The 21,436-nt window shown below is 41.2% G+C and carries 21 protein-coding genes and 1 tRNA gene; 5 read left to right on the top strand and 17 right to left on the bottom strand.

Annotation, left to right across the window (positions count from 1 at the left end; translation table 11 throughout):
* Positions 1-25: 25 nt before the first annotated feature.
* The 7 genes from ACOQOA_RS01525 to ACOQOA_RS01495 all read right to left on the bottom strand — a co-directional run bounded on the left by ACOQOA_RS01525 (position 26) and on the right by ACOQOA_RS01495 (position 8,246).
* Positions 26-1,390, bottom strand: coding sequence for a TRAP transporter large permease (locus ACOQOA_RS01525; RefSeq protein ID WP_420546907.1), 1,365 nt, complete (start codon positions 1,388-1,390; stop codon positions 26-28).
* On the bottom strand, positions 1,390-2,052 hold the full coding sequence (locus ACOQOA_RS01520) for a TRAP transporter small permease (protein WP_420546906.1): 663 nt from the start codon (positions 2,050-2,052) through the stop codon (positions 1,390-1,392). Before ACOQOA_RS01520 ends, ACOQOA_RS01525 begins: the two co-directional genes overlap by 1 nt.
* Before the next feature lie 115 nt (positions 2,053-2,167).
* The gene (locus ACOQOA_RS01515; RefSeq protein ID WP_420546905.1) at positions 2,168-3,172 is read right to left on the bottom strand and encodes a TRAP transporter substrate-binding protein; all 1,005 of its coding nucleotides are present in this window, start codon (positions 3,170-3,172) and stop codon (positions 2,168-2,170) included.
* A 226-nt stretch (positions 3,173-3,398) separates the two neighbouring features.
* Positions 3,399-4,745: a sigma-54-dependent transcriptional regulator gene (locus ACOQOA_RS01510; RefSeq protein ID WP_420546904.1), complete on the bottom strand. Its 1,347-nt coding sequence runs from the start codon at positions 4,743-4,745 to the stop codon at positions 3,399-3,401.
* 9 nt (positions 4,746-4,754) lie between these two features.
* Positions 4,755-6,551, bottom strand: coding sequence for a sensor histidine kinase (locus ACOQOA_RS01505; RefSeq protein WP_420546903.1), 1,797 nt, complete (start codon positions 6,549-6,551; stop codon positions 4,755-4,757).
* A gap of 60 nt (positions 6,552-6,611) precedes the next feature.
* The gene (locus tag ACOQOA_RS01500; protein ID WP_420546902.1) at positions 6,612-7,298 is read right to left on the bottom strand and encodes a fumarylacetoacetate hydrolase family protein; all 687 of its coding nucleotides are present in this window, start codon (positions 7,296-7,298) and stop codon (positions 6,612-6,614) included.
* A gap of 45 nt (positions 7,299-7,343) precedes the next feature.
* Positions 7,344-8,246 (bottom strand): LysR substrate-binding domain-containing protein, encoded by a 903-nt coding sequence (locus ACOQOA_RS01495; RefSeq protein WP_420546901.1) that lies wholly within the window; start codon positions 8,244-8,246, stop codon positions 7,344-7,346.
* 123 nt (positions 8,247-8,369) lie between these two features.
* Here ACOQOA_RS01495 and ACOQOA_RS01490 point away from each other — a divergent pair, with 123 nt between their 5' ends.
* Positions 8,370-9,335, top strand: a complete 966-nt coding sequence (locus ACOQOA_RS01490; protein WP_420546900.1) for an NAD(P)-dependent oxidoreductase — start codon at positions 8,370-8,372, stop codon at positions 9,333-9,335.
* 59 nt (positions 9,336-9,394) lie between these two features.
* Here ACOQOA_RS01490 and ACOQOA_RS01485 read toward each other — a convergent pair whose 3' ends face one another.
* From ACOQOA_RS01485 to ACOQOA_RS01475, 3 genes are all read right to left on the bottom strand, one after another.
* The gene (locus tag ACOQOA_RS01485) at positions 9,395-10,051 is read right to left on the bottom strand and encodes a hypothetical protein (protein WP_420546899.1); all 657 of its coding nucleotides are present in this window, start codon (positions 10,049-10,051) and stop codon (positions 9,395-9,397) included.
* A gap of 85 nt (positions 10,052-10,136) precedes the next feature.
* The gene (locus tag ACOQOA_RS01480) at positions 10,137-11,501 is read right to left on the bottom strand and encodes a sensor histidine kinase (protein WP_420546898.1); all 1,365 of its coding nucleotides are present in this window, start codon (positions 11,499-11,501) and stop codon (positions 10,137-10,139) included.
* A gap of 131 nt (positions 11,502-11,632) precedes the next feature.
* Positions 11,633-12,142: a molybdopterin-dependent oxidoreductase gene (locus ACOQOA_RS01475; RefSeq protein ID WP_420546897.1), complete on the bottom strand. Its 510-nt coding sequence runs from the start codon at positions 12,140-12,142 to the stop codon at positions 11,633-11,635.
* 283 nt (positions 12,143-12,425) lie between these two features.
* Between ACOQOA_RS01475 and ACOQOA_RS01470 the strand changes: the two genes are divergently transcribed.
* Positions 12,426-12,998: a BON domain-containing protein gene (locus ACOQOA_RS01470; RefSeq protein ID WP_420546896.1), complete on the top strand. Its 573-nt coding sequence runs from the start codon at positions 12,426-12,428 to the stop codon at positions 12,996-12,998.
* Between the two features lie 58 nt (positions 12,999-13,056).
* Here the strand turns inward: ACOQOA_RS01470 and ACOQOA_RS01465 are convergent.
* Positions 13,057-13,131: transfer RNA gene (locus ACOQOA_RS01465), tRNA-Val, on the bottom strand.
* Between the two features lie 117 nt (positions 13,132-13,248).
* Between ACOQOA_RS01465 and ACOQOA_RS01460 the strand changes: the two genes are divergently transcribed.
* Positions 13,249-13,782, top strand: coding sequence for a GNAT family N-acetyltransferase (locus ACOQOA_RS01460; RefSeq protein ID WP_420546895.1), 534 nt, complete (start codon positions 13,249-13,251; stop codon positions 13,780-13,782).
* A gap of 58 nt (positions 13,783-13,840) precedes the next feature.
* Positions 13,841-14,536 carry a transglycosylase SLT domain-containing protein gene (locus ACOQOA_RS01455; protein WP_420546894.1) on the top strand — a complete coding sequence of 232 codons (696 nt, stop codon included), beginning with the start codon at positions 13,841-13,843 and terminating at the stop codon, positions 14,534-14,536.
* Between the two features lie 2 nt (positions 14,537-14,538).
* Here the strand turns inward: ACOQOA_RS01455 and ACOQOA_RS01450 are convergent, their stop codons facing one another.
* Positions 14,539-15,621, bottom strand: a complete 1,083-nt coding sequence (locus ACOQOA_RS01450; protein WP_420546893.1) for a diguanylate cyclase — start codon at positions 15,619-15,621, stop codon at positions 14,539-14,541.
* Positions 15,622-15,714: 93 nt separating this feature from the next.
* Between ACOQOA_RS01450 and ACOQOA_RS01445 the strand changes: the two genes are divergently transcribed.
* On the top strand, positions 15,715-16,893 hold the full coding sequence (locus ACOQOA_RS01445; RefSeq protein WP_420546892.1) for an aminotransferase class V-fold PLP-dependent enzyme: 1,179 nt from the start codon (positions 15,715-15,717) through the stop codon (positions 16,891-16,893).
* On the opposite strand, the gene ACOQOA_RS01440 is transcribed toward ACOQOA_RS01445, so the two are convergent.
* The 5 genes from ACOQOA_RS01440 to ACOQOA_RS01420 form a co-directional block, all read right to left on the bottom strand.
* Positions 16,890-17,750 carry a hypothetical protein gene (locus tag ACOQOA_RS01440; protein WP_420546891.1) on the bottom strand — a complete coding sequence of 287 codons (861 nt, stop codon included), beginning with the start codon at positions 17,748-17,750 and terminating at the stop codon, positions 16,890-16,892. The genes ACOQOA_RS01445 and ACOQOA_RS01440 overlap by 4 nt on opposite strands.
* A 14-nt stretch (positions 17,751-17,764) precedes the next feature.
* A complete protein-coding gene (locus ACOQOA_RS01435; RefSeq protein WP_420546890.1) occupies positions 17,765-18,580 on the bottom strand; it encodes a hypothetical protein in 816 nt (271 codons plus the stop codon).
* 116 nt (positions 18,581-18,696) lie between these two features.
* A complete protein-coding gene (locus ACOQOA_RS01430) occupies positions 18,697-19,008 on the bottom strand; it encodes a 2Fe-2S iron-sulfur cluster-binding protein (RefSeq protein WP_420546889.1) in 312 nt (103 codons plus the stop codon).
* A gap of 136 nt (positions 19,009-19,144) precedes the next feature.
* Entirely contained in the window at positions 19,145-20,311 is a 1,167-nt protein-coding gene (locus ACOQOA_RS01425; RefSeq protein ID WP_420546888.1) for a cysteine desulfurase family protein, read from the bottom strand.
* Positions 20,301-21,431, bottom strand: a complete 1,131-nt coding sequence (locus ACOQOA_RS01420; RefSeq protein WP_420546887.1) for a cysteine desulfurase family protein — start codon at positions 21,429-21,431, stop codon at positions 20,301-20,303. The genes ACOQOA_RS01425 and ACOQOA_RS01420 overlap by 11 nt, the downstream gene beginning before the upstream one ends.
* Positions 21,432-21,436: the final 5 nt, after the last annotated feature.

Genomic DNA, 21,436 nt, shown 5'->3' with positions numbered 1-21,436 from the left:
TAGTTTCATAGCTGTTGGAAGAAAGCTAATTCGTTATAATCTCTGGTCCCATAATTGTTGTTGGTAACCATGTTGAGATTCCTGGTATATACGTGACCATTATCAGGAAGATAAACATAATACCCACCCATGGCAGGGCTGCTTTTACCACATTCATCATCGACATTTGAGCCACCCCTGCAGTCACGAACAAATTCAAACCTACAGGTGGTGTGATCATACCGATTTCCATATTCACAACCATAATGATTCCCAAATGAATAGGATCAATTCCAAGTTCGATAGCAATCGGGAATACCAAAGGCGCAACAATAATTAACAGGCCTGATGGTTCCATAAATTGACCACCAATAAGTAGAATAATATTCACTACAATCAAGAACATGATCGGGCCAAAACCCGCACCAAGCATCGCTTCAGTAATCATTTGCGGAATACGTTCTTCGGTCAATACATGTTTCAAAATCAAAGCATTAGCAATGATAAACATCAACATGATGGTAAGCTTACCCGCATCCAATAAAGTTTGCTTTGTATCTTCATGCCAGAAGGTTTTGATAACTTTCAAAACCGGATTACCATGCCCTTTATTTTCGGGTTTAAACGGCCCCATATCCCGATAGATAAAATTGGCAACAAAGAAAGCATAAACTGCCGCTACAGCTGCAGCTTCGGTTGGGGTAAAGATACCGCCATAAATACCACCAAGGATAATCACGATAAGCATCAAACCCCAGAAAGCATCTTTTGCAGCTGCAAATACCTCACCCCAACCTGGGAATGGCTGCGATGGCAGGCCTTTATATTTTGCCCATACAAAGATACCAAACATCAACATTAATCCGGCCAGAATCCCCGGAAACACACCAGCAAGGAACATACGTCCGACAGATACCTCTGTCGCAGCAGCATAAACCACCATGACGATGGACGGTGGAATAAGAATACCTAAGGTACCCGCATTACAAATGACACCTGCAGCAAATTCCTTACTGTATCCAACCTGACGCATACCGGCGATCACAATAGATCCAATCGCCACAACAGTTGCAGGCGAAGATCCAGATAATGCGGCAAATAACATACAAGCAAAAACAGATGCAATAGCCAAACCACCAGGGAAAAAGCCCACGCAAGCAATTGCAAAACGGATGATACGTTTCGCCACCCCACCAGTAGACATAAAGCTACTCGCAAGAATAAAGAACGGGATCGCAAGTAAAGTATAGTGACCATCAAAAGCTGAAAATAACGTTTGTGCAACTGATGCTAAAGAAGCATCTGAATAAGATAACAAAAAGATAACACTAGAAAGCCCTAGACAAATTGCTACAGGCACACCAATCGCCATCAAACCGATCACGAGGCCGAATAAAATCAACATTTCCATTATTTATTCTCCTCAGCTTCATTCTTTTTGATCAGATCATCATCGTGTTGACCATAGGTATGTACCTCATCCAACAATTCTTCGGCTTCGTGAGATGCAATGACGCCATCACGTGTCCCTTTGATAATTTCGTATCCTGCAATAATGAAACGAATAGATAGTAAAGCCATGCTTAATGGCAAAACGAAATATGGAATGAAGCGTGGCATTTTTTCATATACTTCGCCTTCATTCACCAAATCTTCAAGAAAACGCAAAAACCAGAACATCGGCACATCATCTGTTTCAAGCCATGCTCTCTTCGTAATAAACGGATACCAGTAATCCCAACTTCCTTTGAGAAGAAGTAATGCAAAAGCAATACATGCTAGAACCGCACAAATAGATAGAAATTTCCGTACACCCGGTGAGACCATGTTCAAAAGAACATCAACACCAATATGGGTAGTTTTCTTAACGCCATATGATGCGCCTAACAAAACCATCCATGCAAAGATAAAAACGGTGGTTTCCAATGCCCAAAGTAGATTCGATTCGAAAACATATCTGGCAACCACATTGGCGAAGGTTACCAAGGTCATGAGGCCTAGCAACAAGGCAATCATGTTTTCCTCAAACCGATCCATAAAGCTTTGATTTTGTGGAGAAGTCGAATGTGACATATCATCCACCCCCTAAAGTTCTTAAATTAAAAACCAGTTATTCATTTTAGAAAAAGCCTGCACAATTTCGATCATGTGCAGGCTTCCCCAAATTTTTGCCATCAAATGTGAAGGCTTAGCTGTTGGAACCCAAAGCAGCGTTGATTAAATCATCACCGATATCGCCAGAGAAACGATCCCAAACAGGTTTCAATGCCTTCACCCAAGCTTCACGTTGTTCAGCTGTCAATTGACGCACTGTACCGCCAGCTTCAATGATCTTAGCTTTATTTGCTTGGTTCACTTTGAAAGATTCTTGGTTACGTGTTTCGGTAACTTCAGCCATGATTGTAGACAATTGGTCACGTACGTCAGCTGGAAGGCCATCCCACCATTCAGCAGATGTCACTACCAAATAATCAAGAATACCATGGTTTGTTTCTGTTACACCGTCTTGAACTTCAAAGAATTTCTTACCATAGATGTTTGACCATGTGTTTTCCTGACCATCAACAACACCTTGTTGCAATGCGCCATATACTTCTTTGAAGGACATCTTTTGTGGGCTTGCACCCAATGCTTCAAATTGAGCTACCAATACTTCAGATGCTTGTACACGGAATTTCAAACCGTCCGCATCTGTTGGCTCCAATAATGGTTTATTTGCAGACATTTGCTTCATGCCATTATGCCAGAATGCCAAACCTTGAAGACCACGACGCTGCATGGAGTCCTTCAACTCCTGACCTGCTGTAGAATTCTGGAATTTATCAACGGCATTAATGTCTTCAAATACAAATGGTAAATCAAAGATACGGAATTTCTTTGTGAATTTTTCAAACTTGGACAAGCTAGGTGCCGCCATTTGCACATCACCTTGCAACATAGCTTCCAATACTTTGTTATCATTATACAAAGAAGAATTCGGGAAAACTTCCATACAAGCTTTACCGTCCATTTCTTTATTCACACGTTCTTCCAACAAAGAAGCAGCAATACCTTTTGGATGCTTATCTGTATTGGTTACATGACTGAATTTAATTACGATTTCACCTGGTTGGCATTGATCAGATGCTTGTGCAGATGCCGCACCCAATGCCAAAACAGAAGCAGCTGTCATAGCTAAAATAGATTTACGCATGAGATTATCTCCCTAAAAGATGGTTCAACTCTTCGCCCTTGCTTTTGATTTTTATATGCATGACAAAGACCGCATATCACGGCTGGTTCGCATTAAGGCCCATAGCTGTGACGCATTTCAAGAGTTAGAAAGCTAGTAATTTAAGGAATCAGAAAGAAAAATTGCCAGATGTTTCCGATGTTACCCAAAGGGAATATTTTATGGGTAGGATTCGGTACATCATAGGTTAATCATCACCATCTTCGGCAAAATCTTCGCGTTGGAGGCCATGTTTTTTCATCTTTTCATAAAGAGATTTACGCGAAAGGCCTAATGATTCATAGGTAGATTTTAAGGAACCCGCATGACTTGCTAGTGTTGCTGCAAGCACATTTTTCTCAAAACGATCAATCTGTGTTGCCAGATCATCTACCTGCTCAGTTACCGCTTGTTGAGGTAGACCAAGTCCCATTACAAAACGATCAGCAGCATTTCTTAACTCGCGGACATTCCCCGGCCATTCCGTTTGGGCCACAGCGTTTAGATCCGCAGGCAAGATATCAGGGCGTTCCTTTTTCTGGCGTAGAGCAGCCTTACCGACAAGATGATGAAACAATTCTGGCGCATCTTCCATACGATCACGTAAGGGAGGTAACGTTACCGACGCGACAGCAAGACGATAATATAAATCATCTCGAAACTGCCCATCTGTTACACGTGCTGATAAATCATCCTTGGAAGCCGCGATGATACGTATATCCAAATCGATCTTCTGGTTTGACCCCAATCGTTCGATCACACGATCTTCGATCATTCGTAATAATTTCACTTGCAGGAATAACGGGATAGACCCAATTTCATCGAGATATAAAGTGCCACCACGGGCATGTTCCAGCTTCCCCACACGTGCACGCATGGCACCGGCAAAAGCACCTGCTTCATGACCAAAAAGTTCAGATTCCAACGAAGCTTGTGGCAGCGCAGATATATTCAATGCTACAAACGGTTTATCTTTACGTGATGAAAGATCATGAATAAGGCGCGCTGTTAAATCCTTACCTGTTCCGGTTTCACCCAGTAATAGAATATCCGCATCACTTGAAGCCAAAGTACGCAAGTTTTTACGAATATCTACCATCACTTGGGATCGACCACGTAAGGTTGCTTCCAACAAATCACGTTGCCCAACGGTTTCCATCAAACGACGATTTTCCATTGTTAGCTTACGCTTTTCAACGCCACGACGCACCGCATCAATTAAACGAGATTGCGCAAATGGTTTTTCAACAAAGTCATAAGCACCAACGCGCATTGCCTCTACTGCCAGCGCAACATCGCCATGTCCAGTAATCAGGATAACAGGTAAATCCGGATCGATTTCACCAACCTGCTTTAGAAATTCCATGCCATCCATATGCGGCATACGAATATCGGAAATCACCACACCATCAAATCCACGCCCTATATGTTCCAAAGCCCGATCAGCACGGGCAAAAGATTTGATGTCTTCAAGTCCTTCCAGCTGCAAAGTTTGTATCACAGCTTCACGAACATCTTCTTCATCATCAACTAAAATTACTGAGATATCAGACATAAGTATTTATCACTTTTCTTCTAGATCTTTTTCATCGGCTGCATTTAATTCAAGGGTAAAACAGGCACCGCCTTGCGTTTCGTTATGGACGCGCATCACGCCGCCAAAATCACGGACAATATTATAAGAAATTGAGAGACCCAGCCCTACTCCTTTACCGACTTCTTTTGTGGTAAAGAAAGGATCAAAGATTTTATCTTTTATTTCTTCAGGCACACCTGCACCAGAATCTTGAACTGTTACGATCACTTTATCCTTAACTCGTGCTGCATCTATCTTGATCCATTTTTTATCACGCTCAGCAATCTCATCCATGGCATTTACGATCAAATTCATCAAAACATGTTGAAGTCGAACTTGCCCCCCAAGAAAACAAAGCTTCTGATCAACAGAAACTGAGAGTTCAACACCAGAACGTTCTATCCGTGCTTGTAGTAATTCCAGTGCTTCATCAACAGCATCACGTAAACGAATGACGGCAACATTATCGTTTGGTTTTCGTGCAAAAGCAGATAAGCGCTTGGATAATTTGGCCATCCGTTCTGTTAAGATCAGGATGCGCCGCATATTTTCAGACGCCTTATCATCCATACCACGATCCATGAATGCATTGGCGTTTTCCGCATAAGTTCTGATCGCCGTCAGGGGTTGATTGAACTCGTGACTTAAGGCCGTCGACATTTGACCAAGCGCAGCCATTTTACCTGCTTGAATAAGTTCAGACTGAGTTTGACGCAATTCCTCATTACTGCGTTTCAAGTCAGCTGTTCTTTCTTCGACCTTATTTTCCAACATCAATCGGGCACGTTCACGAAATTCAAGCATTTGCATTAGTCGATCACGGCGCTGCAATAGGATTACAGCAATCAGTAACGCCACCGTTAAGACGGAAGAAACAACCAAACTTACCAACATTGCAGAGATACGCGCCGCTTCTGTCGGCACCAACAGATGAATGTTCCATTCTTCTGCTGTCATAGGTAATGCATATTGTAAAAATTCAGTTTTTCGCTTTTCAGACCGATCCGCAACAGTTGTTACTAAGGCACCAAATTCCTGATCAGGTTTTACGACCACGTTATCAATGGGTAAAAGATCAAGTGTATCGATCGAATATTGACGCTCTGTTTCAATTCGGGAAATCGCTTTATCATTCAGGACATCTAAGGTTTTCAAACGCCAATCAGGATGGCTCGCGATAATAACCACGCCTGCTTCATCAGTTACAAATATCTCATTCTGACGCGCTCGAAGTTCTTGCTCAATCTCTTCCACTGTCAATTTGACAACAATTACACCAATGGTTTGGTGTTCATATCGCACGGGATGAGATAAGTAATATCCACGTTTACCGGAAATCACACCAAGTGCGAAAAAGCGGCCTAATCGCCCTTGCATGGCTTGTGTGTAATAAGGTCGGAAACTATAGTTCTGCCCTATAAAGGTGACCGGATTATCCCAGTTAGATGCCGCGATTGTTAAACCATTAGCATTTAACAAATACACATCTGATGCACCTGACGCACTGCTCCAATTTTCTAAAACACGATTAGCAATATCAACATTAAATGGAGACGGGTTAATAAGAACGGATTGGATTTCCGGGTAAGCAGCATAAGTCGAGGGTAATGGTCTAAATTTGCCAAGCCACCCTTGCATGATCTCTTTATAAATCGATGTTTCTGCCCGTGCTTCTACCGCCATTTCTTTTAAGAAATATGAGCGGGACACCGTAAAGGTCACCATCGTCACAACGATAAGCAGCAACAAAGAAAAGCCGATAAATTTATGACGTCTGGAAAGCAAGGCGGATTAACATCCTATAATGTAATTCATCTTAAAGGTAATGAGTTTTAACATGTCAAATCAGATAACTGAAACATGTAAATCTTCTAGCCCATCAATATGTGCGAATATTTTATCGCCCCTTTCCACGGGACCAACGCCTGCCGGTGTGCCGGATAAAATCACATCGCCTGCAGCCAGCTCAAAATAATCGGATAGAAATGAAATCATCTCTGCCACCTTCCAGATCATTTGATTGAGATTACCTGTTTGACGAACCTCATCATTCACTTTTAATTCAATCAATGCATCTGATAAATGCCCAATTTCTGATGCTGGTGTGATTATGCCGACTGGTGCGGAAGCCTCAAAAGATTTGCCAATCTCCCAAGGTCTTCCCATTTTCTTCTGTACCGCCTGTAAGTCACGACGTGTCATATCTAAACCAACTGCATAACCATATACATTCTCCAAGGCTTGATCGACTGAGATATTTCGTCCACCAGTTTTTAATGCAACAAGCATCTCAACTTCGTGATGCACATCATTAGATTGAACTGGGTAAGGAAAGACACCATCCGAAACCAGGTTATCGGTATCTTTTTGGAAGAAAAACGGCGGTTCTTTATCAGGATCATGTCCCATCTCAATTGCGTGATCCGCATAGTTACGACCAATACAATATACCCGACGTATTGGAAATTTAGAGGGACTGCCTTTTACCGGAATAGATACTTGTGGCGGTGGCGTAATAACAAAATCAGTCATCAAAGAAACTTTCCATGAATATGTTGGAAATAATTGAATAGAAATTTACAGATTTCCTGCTTCCTCGCAAACCCAATCTGCGAATAGTTTCGCACGCGGCTCGTCCATCATCTTTTCTTGATAGATTAATCCCCATTCCCCTTTACCTTTACACATATGATTCACTGGTTTTACCAAACGACCCGATTCTAGATCGCCGTCTGCAACAGGCCCATTCACCAATGCAATTCCTTCACCCGCACAAGCCATCTCAAGGGCAACAGCCAGAGTATCCACACTTAGATTTCCTTTTCCCTCTCTATGTGTCACACCTGCTGAATGAAACCATTGATCCCAGTTCCAGAAATCACTTTCTGAATTGACGATAAGTAAAGGGAAATTGTTTAATTCAGCCGCGGTCAAACTGTTCTCATTAATAAGTTTGGGACTGCATACCGGGAAAATCTGACTTTCAAATAATGAAGTCCACCCATATCCATCCGGTATATCCTTATCCGAATAGATGATAGCGATATCAGCATTATCTTCATCAAACTCCCAATGGATACCAGACGTATTTAAATGAAGATCAATATGAGGTGCCAAGTTTCGAAATCTATTTAAACGACCAGCTAACCATTTAATTGATAATGTGATATAGGCTTGCACCCGAAATGGCCGTTCCTCCCATCTCTTCGTTAAAGCTTCTTGCCCTTCAAGTAATGTTTCAAGAGCCCTACGGATATAGCCGTAATAAAACTTGCCTTCTGCATTTAACTGGATATGGCGTCCTGCACGTTCAAACAGAGGATAGCCAAGATGCTCTTCCAACATCTTGATTTGATGAGAGATCGCAGGATGCGTCAAATTTAACTCATCTGCGGCCATACGCACAGATTCCAATCGCGCGACTGCTTCGAAACCACGTAGAGATTTCAAAGGTGGTAATTCGCCCTGTAATTCCTTCATCCATTTCGTTCCTAAACAACCAGTCAAAATAATTTACCAATAAGCAAAAAAAGATCAATTGTTAAAAAAATATAATCAGTTAATTCTGCAAATAGACTAATCAGCAATTTGATAGGAAGAAAAATGAAAGTAGGTTTTGTAGGTCTTGGCAATGTAGGCAGTAAATTAGCAGGCAGTTTGTTACGTAACGGATATGATGTAACCGTTCGTGATTTAAACGAAGACTTTGTGAATGAATTTGTAAATCGAGGCGCAAAATCAGCTTCTTCTCCTAAAGAATTGGCAGAAAATTGCGACGTAGTTATCACTTGTCTTCCCTCACCTTCCGCTTGCTCACAAGTGATGGAAGCAGAAGACGGTATCATTGCAGGTCTGTCCGAAGGTAAAGTCTGGATGGAAATGAGTACAACAGACGAAGCCGAAGTACGCCGTATCACTGATAAAGTAGAAGTATTGGGAGCATTTGCTGTCGATTGTCCGGTATCCGGTGGGTGTCATCGTGCTGACACGGGTAATATTTCCATTTTTGCGGGCTGTAAACGCGAGGCCTTTGATAAAGTCTTACCAATCCTGACAACAATGGGACGTCGTATCCTGCATACGGGTGAGATCGGCTCTGCTTCCGTATTGAAGGTTGTCACCAATTATCTAGCAACGGCGAACCTGGTATCCATTGCCGAAGCATTAACGGCATGTAAGGTATTAGGTATGGATATGAATGTCTCTTATGAAGCAATCAAAGCTTCCTCTGGCAATTCATTTGTCCATGAAACAGAGTCACAAGTCATCCTCAATGGCAGTCGGGATATTAACTTTACCATGGATTTGGTTTCCAAAGATGTCGGTATCTTCCACGAACTGACTAAACGTAAAGGGATGGATCTGGAAATCGCTCCGTTATTAGTGAATATATTCAAAGACGGTGAAGAAAAATTCGGATCGCGTGAATTATCTCCAAATATTATCCGCCGTATTGAAGAACCTTGCGGCGTCAAAGTGCTTGGCGAAGGCTTCCCTCCGGAAATGGTTGACGATGAGCCCGAAGAAAAAGGATATGAAGTTGTCATAAAGGGACGTAAAGATACCTAGAATGACATCTTAAAAGGCTCATCATTTCTTATTGATGAGCCTATATTCTTTCACGATACTCATAATTGAATAACCGAATTCCCCATTAACCAATGATGCGACTTTTGCGCAAAATGCTCGGATAAGAGATTAGGTATAGGGCCAATAATAGCCGAAGCAATTATTCCTCCGATACCCCCATGCCTAACTGAGACACTGAATCTTGTCGATGAAATAATTAACGTTCCCGTTTTTTGATCTACCAACTCAATACTTCCAACAAGTCTATGGTTACCACCAATAAGTATTCCCTGCCCCGTGCCGATAATGTCCAAACGATTGATATTAACCTTCAATGTTGCAGGGATAGGCCCGCTTAAACTGTCAGCATAAACCTCTTCAACAGTTTCGAACATAATATCAGAGAGTCGTCCATGCATATATGCAATAGCTTCCGGGCTCTCTACAACTGATGCAAAATCACAAGAATTCTCATCATCTGTATGCTTTAACTCTTGTCTGTCTTCAGGTTTAACAGAAGACGTCGTTGCCCGACAACCAATAGACTCAGCATATTGTTCTTGTCCTCCATACCAACGTATCCACTCTTCGATCGACACATCAATTTTTGCAATACGATAGTTAGACAATTCATCCATGCTAACATTATGAGGTTCCTTTGTTGTTAAACATGCAGACAGCAACAACATGGATAACATCATCAAGGTTTTTCTCATTCTTCCCCACTCCCAGTAATACGCTGGTGTTTATAATAATAATGCTGAAGTAGTAGGTTGATTACAAATAATTTTCAATAAAAATTTAAGAAGAAACAGAAGTTAATGGCAGGATCAAAATAGCTTCTGTCCCTTTGCCCAATTCACTTTGGATTTTTATGGTTCCACCATGTAATTCTGCTAAACGAATGGAAATAGATAAACCAATCCCTGTTCCCGAGGTGCTGTCCAAACTGGAGGCGATTGAGACGGTATGCCTCGCTTGTTTAAAGGGTTCAAGAATGACATCGCAATCTTCTTTAGCAATTCCCTTCCCATTATCTGAAACGATAAGTTTGAGATCTTTTTCAAGTTCATATCTAATATCAACCCGACATCCTCGACCGGCATGTTTAAAAGCATTGGATACGAAATTCAGCAAGATTTGCTTTATCATGGTGGCATCAACATTAAGTTTTAACGACTGTCCCTTTTCAAAGGTCAATTCACTCTGATTACGTTCACATAAGATACGCGTTAATCTTTCCACATCGTTAAGTAACTCATCGAGAGGGGTAACTTCACGAACAACACGAACTTCCCCTGCTTCGATTTTGGTGAGATCTAGAATTTCTTTCAACAAGTCACTTAAATGTCGTCCACTACTATGGATATCAGTCACATAACCCTGATATTTGGGTTCATTAATTGGCCCCCAAATCTCTTTCTTCATGACTTCGGCAAAACCAATGATTGCATTTAACGGTGTGCGCAATTCATGGCTCATATTTGCTAGGAACTGGGTTTTTGCTCTATTGGCTCTCTCGGCCACATTTTGGCTGACCTTGAGCTCTTTCATCACCCGTTTACGTTCTTCAATTTCCTGACGTAATTGTTCATTATTCTGCTGCAGGTCACGGGTTCGATCTTTAACCTTTTTCTCCAATGTTTTTCCAAGATGGACAAGGCGTCTGTTTTGCATAGTAAGATAAACTGATACCAACACTCCCAGAATCAAAGCCAAAACCACAAGCGCAATAGCAGCCACATAAATATTTGTTAAATTCTCACGCCGTAAACGTGATTGTTCCTGATGAACAAATAACGCAGAAAGCGATAATTCCCGACCTAATTCAGCCATCTGGATCAATTCACGGCTCATTTCATCAAGGCTTTGATGGGTATAATCACTTTCAATGATATATGTATCAATCCGTTCGAGGCCCGATTGCAATCTTTGTATAGAAGATCGGCTATTTTCGAGCAGCAGAAATTCTGTACCAAGACTTCCAGTTTCAAGAGAAGCAACACGGCTCCATAAAATATCAAACTGGCCTAAAAAAGCGTCTCGCGCATTATCTGTTTTTTCCAACGAGAAATTCTTCAGTAGTAACTCTGCCTTTATGGCTTCCCGCTCAAGCTGATAAACAAAGAATACGAAGTTATCTCGGAACTCTTTTGATTGCCGCATATATTCTCTTTGAAAAGAATACAGGGAAATGATCGCGCTGAAACACAGACAAACAGCGAGAAGCATCAATAGTTTTTTAAAATTCTTTGCTATAAATTGACGCATATCAGACTACTGAACTCAGCTTAAAATCACTCAACAATCATACTCTTCAACTGCCAAATCGACCTTGCATAATAGGTCTCTACTCTAAGATCTTCATCATCATTCCATGGGTAAATCACCCAAACAGGCCCTTTATCACGTACAGATAAACGTTTCCCATCAAGAGATGTAGCAAGAATAACATCAAATTCCTGCACATCCTCCATTGGAATAACCACTATATAATCATTTAGTGCCTTTGCCTGTATGACATTTCCAGAGGCGCCGACCATATCAAGAAAATCGCGCAATAGAGGCCCGGAGAAACTAACATTTCCTTCGGTCCATGGAGTTTCAACCGTTAATGTTTTCTGAGGAAGCGCATCCAACATACCTAAGTCAAACTCAGCATGCTCGCCTTTATTTGTTTTCTCGATTTTACCTGAGATCGAAAGAATGGTTTTGTCAGCTGGTTTTTGAAGTTCGGACGCGACTGATATATGTCCAAAAATAGAAAGTGAGATAAAAAAAACCGCATACGTAAATAGTTTTTTCAAGGTTATCTCCTTAGTATTTTTATAATCAGTAATTATAATACTGTATTTTTAAAACAAATGTGAGGGAAAAATACAGCTTATTACAGCCCGCTACGATTCACGGATTCATGCTGTAAATTGATTGAACTATAAATTCATCGTTATCTAATGATTACGAATATTCAAATCAGTCATATATATTACCTGTATACTCAACATACTTATGCCTTATTTATGATTTAATGCCATAGACTACCTATCATTTGAACTGCGAATAATATCTTCTATATGCGAGGAACATCCGATGATAAAATACGCCTATATAGTGAAAAACATATCCGCCATTATACTTTTTCTGTCGTTAAGTGGCTGTGTCTCTGCACTTGAAATGGCTTTTGAAGATCGATCTGCGGATGATATTGGAACGGACACACAAATTAAGACAGAAATTCTTGCTGAAATAGTTGATAAACAAGGTGCTTCTGTAGCGGCATCAACCAGTGTTATCGTTTATGAACAAGTGGTCTTATTAACTGGTGCGCTCGAAAAATCCTCGGATAGAAATGCTGTGAACTCAATTGCACGAAATACTGGAAGTGTAAAAAGAGTTATCAACGAGCTAATCACTGCCAAAGTCGATAGTTCAACAAGCGATACAGCATCAGATATTTTGATAAATCAGAAAATCCATGCACAAGCCGCAACGAATAATTTTATCCGACATACGAATTGGCGATGGAACACTGTGAATGGCACAGTTTATCTATTTGGACGCGCTTTAACACAGCAGGAACGAAATGATATGCGTCGCCTTGTTCGTGATATTGATGGTGTCAAAAACCTTATCGACCACTCATTTGTTCGTTCTGTGAAATAGTAGAATAATTTCCATATACGCCTAAAAGAAAAAGCCTTGGTTTCCCAAGGCTTTAACATGGTGGACGATACTGGGATTGAACCAGTGACCCCTTCGATGTCAACGAAGTGCTCTCCCGCTGAGCTAATCGTCCGTGTCAATTTTGTGGAATTTGTTCTACCTGCACCGTTATGCTTTGGCAACCGGATTTTTCGATTTCACAATGTTCAAAAAGCTTGGATAAATTTTGCGAATATGATCCTATAGAAACATGACTGATACATATTCTATTCGCCCAACTGAACTATCCGATATCCCTGCTATCACAGAAATCTATGCACATCATGTGGCATATGGCAGTGCCTCCTTTGAAGAAGAGCCACCATCCGCCGAGGAAATGACAAGACGTTACAACCTCATACAATCAAAAAATCAACCCTATTACGTGGTAGAAAGTAATAAGGGTGAGATCATGGGATATTGCTATGCGGGCAGTTTTCGGGAAAGAAATGCCTATCGGTTCACAATTGAAACAACCCTTTACTTAAAGCCAGGTGCGGAAGGACACGGATTAGGCGGCTTAATGCTGGATACGTTAATAGAGGAATGCAGCAAACGAGGTTATCGACAAATGGTTGCCGTAATTGGTGACAGCGCCAATGCGGGTTCTATCGGCGTGCATAAATCACGTGGTTTCAATATGATAGGTACCATGCCTGGTACAGGCTTCAAACATGGACGTTGGGTGGATACTGTTATGATGCAACGTCCTGTTAATGGCGGTGATTTAACACTTCCTGAATAACTTGTAGAAACATTCAAGTTTGGCACTGCTTTTGCTTATTTCTTTACAGGAGAGAGAAATGAGTATTTTAAATAGCATTAAATGGCCAAGTTTAATTGGTACTATAGCGTTATATTTCTGGGCCAGTTTATTACCTGCTCATGCGGGAAATGATGTTCCAAATAGCAGCCTTCTTGGCACTTTACCATTATCTAAAATACATGGGGCAGCGGATGGTGTCATGTTATGTGAAGAAGCAATTTCCTTCGCAGAACAATCTATGGGCATCCCACGCAAATTGCTTCACGCGATCGCATTGGGTGAATCTGGTCGTGGTTTACCCCAAAACATTTCTCAAAGTGAACAATCACTGGAAGGCATGACTTTATGGCCTTGGACAGTTATGGCAGAAGGCAAAGGTCGCTATCTCAATTCAAAATTTGAGGCTTTGAAAGAAGTAAAGAAATTACGCCACAAGGGTGTTAGCAACATTGATGTCGGCTGTATGCAAGTTAACCTTTATTATCATGGCGAAGCATTTAAAAATATCGAAGAGGCCTTTAATCCGATCCACAACGTGGCTTATGCAGCAACCTTTTTAACCAACTTACGCTACCGTCATGGCAGTTGGACCAAGGCCGTTAAATATTATCATTCAGGTAATGCGTCTAAGCATAATCCATATGCGAAAAAGATTATTTCCCTTTGGCAAAAACTGCAGCGTGAAACCTCGCCAAATCGTACAAAAATTCCTCAAACAGCCTCAACAAATTAGAACTAGGATGAGCTCTCAACTCGTCCCCGCCCCTTTTCTTTTGCGCGATATAGAGCTTGATCAGCTAAATTCATAAAATCGCCTAATAGATTCTCGACATCCGCAATCCCTGTTTCATCATTCCCTAGCCCCTGATGCAAACCAACGCTGATTGTTACTGGGATATCGATATTCTCCCAGTTACATCTAGTACTCCCTATCACATCAACGATTTTGGACGCTACTAAGAAAGCCTCGTCTTCATCAGTATTTGATAGATGAATACCGAACTCTTCTCCACCTAATCGACCGAATATATCCGTATCTCTAAGATTTTCTTGCACTTTTCGACATAACCATTGCAGCACAACATCACCCGCAGCATGGCCATACCGATCGTTAATAAACTTAAAATGATCAACATCTAGCATCATGAGTGTATAAGGCGCTTTCATCCTTAAACACCGCTTTAATTCTATAAAGCCTGCCTCAATAAATGCGCCTCTATTCTGAATACCAGTCAGACCGTCAGTTTGAGACAGGATTTTCAAGAACTCATTCTGGTTTTCTAATGTTTGCTGCAAAAAAATTTGCTTCAAATTATCTTGTAAGGAATCACGTAAGAGTTCCATTAACTCTTGATGATCCGCTGCAACTTCCAATCGTTCATCACTAAACACACAAAACGTTCCAAATGCTGATCCGTCAGGCCAATGAACCGGCAATCCATAATATCCACGTAGTCCATCATTTAGATAATCTGGATTATTGCACCATTTGGGGTCTTGCTCGGCATCAGGAACCAATAAACTTACATTTTCAGAAATCACTGTTTCACAATAGGACCCTTGCCCCAATGGGTCGGCATAACCGATTTCTTCTTGTGCACCATTTTCTGACCCAGAAACCACTTTTAAGTGATTATCAATTTCCCGAACCACAAAACATGCAGGGACATTTAGAGATTTGGCAATTAAAGTTGTAATACGTTGCCAACGTTTAAGAATGTATGAAGGTACCAATATTTGATCACGTTGATCAGACAATTGTATCCCAGACATTTTTGTATCTGGACAGTTCACCAAGTTGCTGGAATTATCACCCATTCATTCATCTCGACTAAATATCCATAATTCCTAATATAATTCTATGATCTGTCGATAATGTAAAGTTCCAATTTTTCCACGGGGAGAGCAACCATGTTAGACATTCAACGTATTAGAAAAGAGACTAGAGGTTGTGAAAATATTTTACATCTCAACAATGCTGGATCCTCCCTAACTTCCGCGCCTGTACAGGATTATCTTAATAACTACTTAAACAAAGATGCGGAACTAGGTGGATATGAAACAGCAGATTTATATAAAGCCGATTTAGAAAATTTTTATCTTGCAGCCGCAAAAGCGGTAAATGGAAAACCTAGCGAAATAGCATTTATTGAGAATGCGACAAGAGCCTGGGATATGGTATTCTATGCCTTTGACTGGAAGCCCGGCGATGTTTTGTTAACTAGCGTGACCGACTATAACTCCAACATGGTTGCCTATATTCATGCGAAAGAACGTTTCGGCATGGATTTCATTACTATCCCTAATGACGAACATGGTCAACTGGATGTAGAGGCAATGGAAAAAGCAATTACACCTGAAGTGAAATTGATTGCTGTATCACATATTCCAACAAACAGCGGATTGGTGAATCCTGTTGAGAAGGTTGGTACGCTTGCCAAAAAGCATAATATTCCGTTTTTGTTGGATGCCTGCCAATCAGTTGGGCAAATGCCCATAGATGTAAAGAAGATCGGTTGCGATATGCTTTCCACTACTGGACGTAAATATATCCGTGGGCCTCGCGGCACAGGTTTCTTATGGGTTTCGGAAAACTGGATTGAAAAACTAAATCCACCATTCCTTGATAATTATGCAGCCCCCTGGGTTACACCGAGTAGCTACAAAATTTTACCGAATGCAAAAAGATTTGAAAATTGGGAACGCTATTTTGGCGGTCAGGCTGCTCTTGGCGTTGCACTAGATTATATGATGGATGTTGGTATGGAAAATATTTGGCAACGTATTCAAATGTTATCGTCTCGCCTACGTGACGGGTTATTAAATATAGAAGGTGTTACATTATGGGACCCAGGCCAACAAAAATGCGGACTTGTGACCTTTACAAAAGAACATGTGAATGCAAGCAAAGCCAAACTTAAATTGCGTGAAAACCATATTCATATTTCTGCGTCAGGCACCCAACTGACCCGACCAGAACAAAGAGAGGCAGGGATCACCGAAACAATCCGTGCCTCTGTTCATTATTACAATACAGAAGAAGAAATCGATCACTTTATTAATGTGATGAGAAACTTCACGACTGATTAGTAATTTTCAGATCCAACTACGCTTTCTGCTTCTACTCTGTCATCTCTCGTTGAAAGAAACTTGTAGATGATAGAGAGGCAGGAAACACTGATTGCAGTTACCAAAACTTCTACAGGAATGTAGACCAAACCAGAAAATAACGTCAGTTGCTTCAATGCATCAGCTTCCAAGTTTCCTGTCATAAACATTGGCGTTATTACAGCACCAATTAAACCGACAACCGCAACTAAAAACGCAATTACAATTAAGGCTAACAATAGTTGTGTCGCAATAATTCGAAACACAGATCCTTTAGTTGCACGCCAACTATCTTTGAGTCCCGCTTTTGCACCAATGGCTGCTGCAGGAAAAACCATCGTCAGTCGAGAGGAAACAAAGAGTGCCAACACCCCTCCTAGGAAGACACAAGCAAAACCAAAGAATGGTGCAGTTTCAGAAGTAATCAACCAAATACCAGCTGAAATAGGTGCAACAATACTAACAATGATCAAAATGAATACCAAAATTAAATACATAAGATAGCGAATTTCATTCGAACTAAATTGCAACCTTGCCGGTTCACCTGTTTCGTAAGACACTAGATAATTTCGATGCCAAGCGGTAATAATTGGAAGCACCACAAATACAGAAATCAATTGGAAAACATATGGTAAAACTGAAAACTCTAGATCAGCAAGTCCGTCGTTATTTCCCATTAAAGTATCAATAAGAACCGCATCATATAAATAAAATTTTCCAATAATCAATGCAGCATATATTGCGATTGGAATAAGCGATAACTTAACCAATGCACCTATATTGCTAAAACAAAAGCTAAAGCTTTCTTTAACTGTGCCCCAAATCGGTAGTTTTTCCATAGTTTTCCCCATAGTTAAATGTTTTGCTCATCTTGCTGAGCAAGAAATATAAATGCATATGCCAGAGCCGTTGTTAATATACACCCCATTGGCACGCTGATCATAAATAGCATCACTGAATAAAACATATCCAGAGATAAACTTCCTGAAATGTCACTTCTTTCTGGCATATTTAACAAGCCACGTAGGAAAAAATTTAACATACCGACAGTCAAAATGTAAAAGAATACATATGCTAACAACCGCCAAATATGTCCTCTAGTCGCACGCCAACTGTCCATTAATCCCGCAGATGCGCCAATGGCCATTACAGGTAAGATCAATGTGAAGCGCATGGAAATCACAAGAACAAAAATGTAGAGCGAGGTTGCAAGTCCTAGATATGGTAAATATTGCGCCGAAACAGTTAATTGCACTTTTTCAGAAAATTGTGCCGCTTCAATTAAGTGATAATTTGCATAGCTCCCAATTGACATTGGAACTAACATCATCACGATAAAAAGTATTTCATATTTCAAGTAAGCAATCTTATTATCTAGATGAGAAAGATATCCAAATCCTCCGGCCTCATCCCCTAATATAATACGCCGATAAACAGATACCCATAGTGGAATAAGAATGAGCTGCTCAACAACAACATTCATATAAAAGAGTATCGTTCCTTGCATCTGCAATGAATACCCCTGCCCTGAAAGCCAAAACAGCAAAATAAAACGGAAAAGTACAAGCAGAATAAATGGAACAAGAGCTGCACGTAAGAAAAATGAAAACTCATTTTTCACATATAAAATGCTATCATTTAAAATTGACCAGACAGGCAGTTTTTCCATTGTGACCCCTTAAATTGCTCTTTTGATTTGAGCGGTTGTTCTATGTAAATGTCAAATAAAAAAGCCTTCCAACAAGTTGTGGAAGGCTTCATTCGTATGGAGACAAGTTTTTAAAACTATTCTTCCGGAACTGTGATTGTTGCGCCGTCCAATTCTGGAGAAACTTTAACCTGACAGCTTAAACGAGAGGTTGCAGTTAAGCCAAAAGCCAGATCCAACATATCTGTTTCATCTTCAGAAGGTTCTCCTAATTTATCATAAGTTTCCTGATCCAAAACGAGGTGACATGTGGCACATGCAAGAGACCCTTCGCAAGCAGCTTCAATATCCACATCATTGTCCAAAACAGCTTCCATTAAGGACTCTCCATCCGCGGCTGTAATTTCTTTTTTGGACCCGTCACGATCTACAATTGTAAATGTCGCCATGTCTGTAATCTCACCTAATCAAGTTGGCAGGCAGTGCCTTTATAAAAATTTGTTATCTCTTCTTAGCCAGCCATACCCGAAAGTCAAACACAGATTCAGTTCTCAATAGCTTAATATCTAAATTTCAGCTTTTTTATTAATTTCTTGTCAGTTTATTGATAACCGCTATCAACATTTCACTTGCCATATCCAGTTCAATTGAGGTCGTAAAGCGCCCTAATCCGATACGAATACCTGCGGCAACTCTTGCGGGATCGTGCCCCAACGCAGATAAAACATGACTATGAGCCCCACCACCAGAACTACATGCTGATCCACCTGATACAGACAAACCATCCAAGGCGGCCATAACTTCTGCCCCTTCAACACCAGGAATAGTGATATTTAAATTTCCGGATAATCGATTGTCATATGAACCATTTAGCTCAACTATAGGGCATGCATATGAGATATTCTCCCAAAGTTGGTCTCGCATGGATTTGATGCGTTTATCTTCTTCATCCATCTCAATCGAGGCAATATCACATGCTTTCCCCAACCCAACACATAATGCGGGCGCCAAAGTTCCAGAACGAATACCACGTTCTTGCCCGCCACCATCCATTAACGGATTGATCGCAATACGTGGTCGTTTTCGAATAAAGATCGCACCAATACCTTTGGGGCCATAAATTTTATGACCACTGATGCTCATCAAATCCACATCCCAGTCTTTTACATTTACCGGTATTTTCCCAACCGCCTGGGCGCAATCAGAATGTAAATATGCGCCGACCTTATGGACCGAGGATGCGATTTCCTTCATTGGATGCAAAATACCAATCTCATTATTCGCAGCCATGATTGATACAATAGCTGTTTTCTCATCCAAGGCATCTTCAAGTTTTGCAAGATCGATAGAGCCATCTGCATTTACAGGTAAGTAGGTTGTTCTGAAGCCTTCAGCCTGTAATCGTGTAACACTTTCCAGAACACATTTATGTTCTGTTGCAACAGTGATAACATGATCACGCCCTTCAAGTTCTTTGCGAGCCCGCGCAACACCTTTAATTGCCAGATTATTGGATTCTGTCGCGCCTGACGTGAAATAGATTTCTTTCGACGTCGCACCGATTAGTTTAGCCACTGACTTACGTGCATCTTCAACAGCCTCTGCAGCCTCCCATCCATGACGATGGTCAGCAGAATGCGGATTTCCAAACTTTTGCGTAAACCATGGGATCATCACGTCAACGACTCTTGGGTCGCAAGGTGTGGTTGCATGATAGTCCAGATAAATAGGATTGACGGGCTTATTTCTCATTTTCAGGCCCCTTACCCATTTTTTCCGCATAACGTTTATAAGCTTGAAACATCTTCACCATGTCTTCGGGTTTACTGTCCCAACCAAGACTTACCCGAATTGCACTTCCCGCTATATCAAAGGGATATCCCATAGCTTCCAGCACATGACTTTGCTTTACTTTCCCAGAAGAACATGCGGAACCTGCACTCACTGAAATACCTTCTAGATCCATCGCCATGACTTGCGTTTCAGCCTTCACGCCTGGCAAAGCAATATTGGATACCGTGGGTAGACGGTCAGCCTCTTCGCCCATGATTTGAACAGACGGAATTGCTTGTTTCATATCCCGTTCAAATTTATCACGCAATTCTTGATATTCATGTAGCTGATCGACCTCATCCAAAGCTTTTTCAGCAGCAGCACCAAACCCGGCAATCCCTATCATATTTTCAGTGCCAGAACGGCGACGACGTTCTTGTCCACCACCATGGATCAACGCAGTTAATTCGAAATCAGCATCAATGATAAGCGCACCAACTCCTTTAGGTCCACCTATTTTATGTGCAGATATACTCATACATCTTAAGGCACCACCGACTTTCGGCAGTTGAATTTTACCCGCTGCCTGCACAGCGTCACAATGCATATTAATATTATAAGATTTTGCAATTTCAGCTATCTGATCAACTGGCTGTATGACCCCGGTTTCGTTATTAACCGCCATAACGGAAAGAAGGATTGGCCGTTCGGGAAAGGCTGTTGTTAATTCGCCAAGCCTTACTTTTAGCATTTCAAGATCAAGAATGCCTGCTTTAGTGACAGGTAAACGTTCTGCATTTGGCGTTGAATCAATAACACAATCATGTTCTATCGCAGATGTCAGGATATAAGTATCCTCAGGCACACCTTTAAACACCATGTTATTGGCTTCGGTTGCACCGGAAGTAAATATCACCTGATCTGCTTGGACATCGCACAACTTTGCAACCTGCCGACGAGACGTTTCCAACACCCGACGAGCCTCACGTCCCGCAGAATGCACAGAACTAGGGTTTCCCGGGAAATCCATGGCTTTAAGCATGGCTTCTCTTGCTTCCGGACGTAAGGGACAAGTTGCATTATAATCAAGATAAATCATTGATT

Origin of the sequence: Curvivirga sp. (genome assembly GCF_965219885.1) — a bacterium.
Classification (GTDB): domain Bacteria; phylum Pseudomonadota; class Alphaproteobacteria; order UBA8366; family Aestuariispiraceae; genus Curvivirga.
This window is presented reverse-complemented; position numbering and strand designations above follow the sequence as displayed.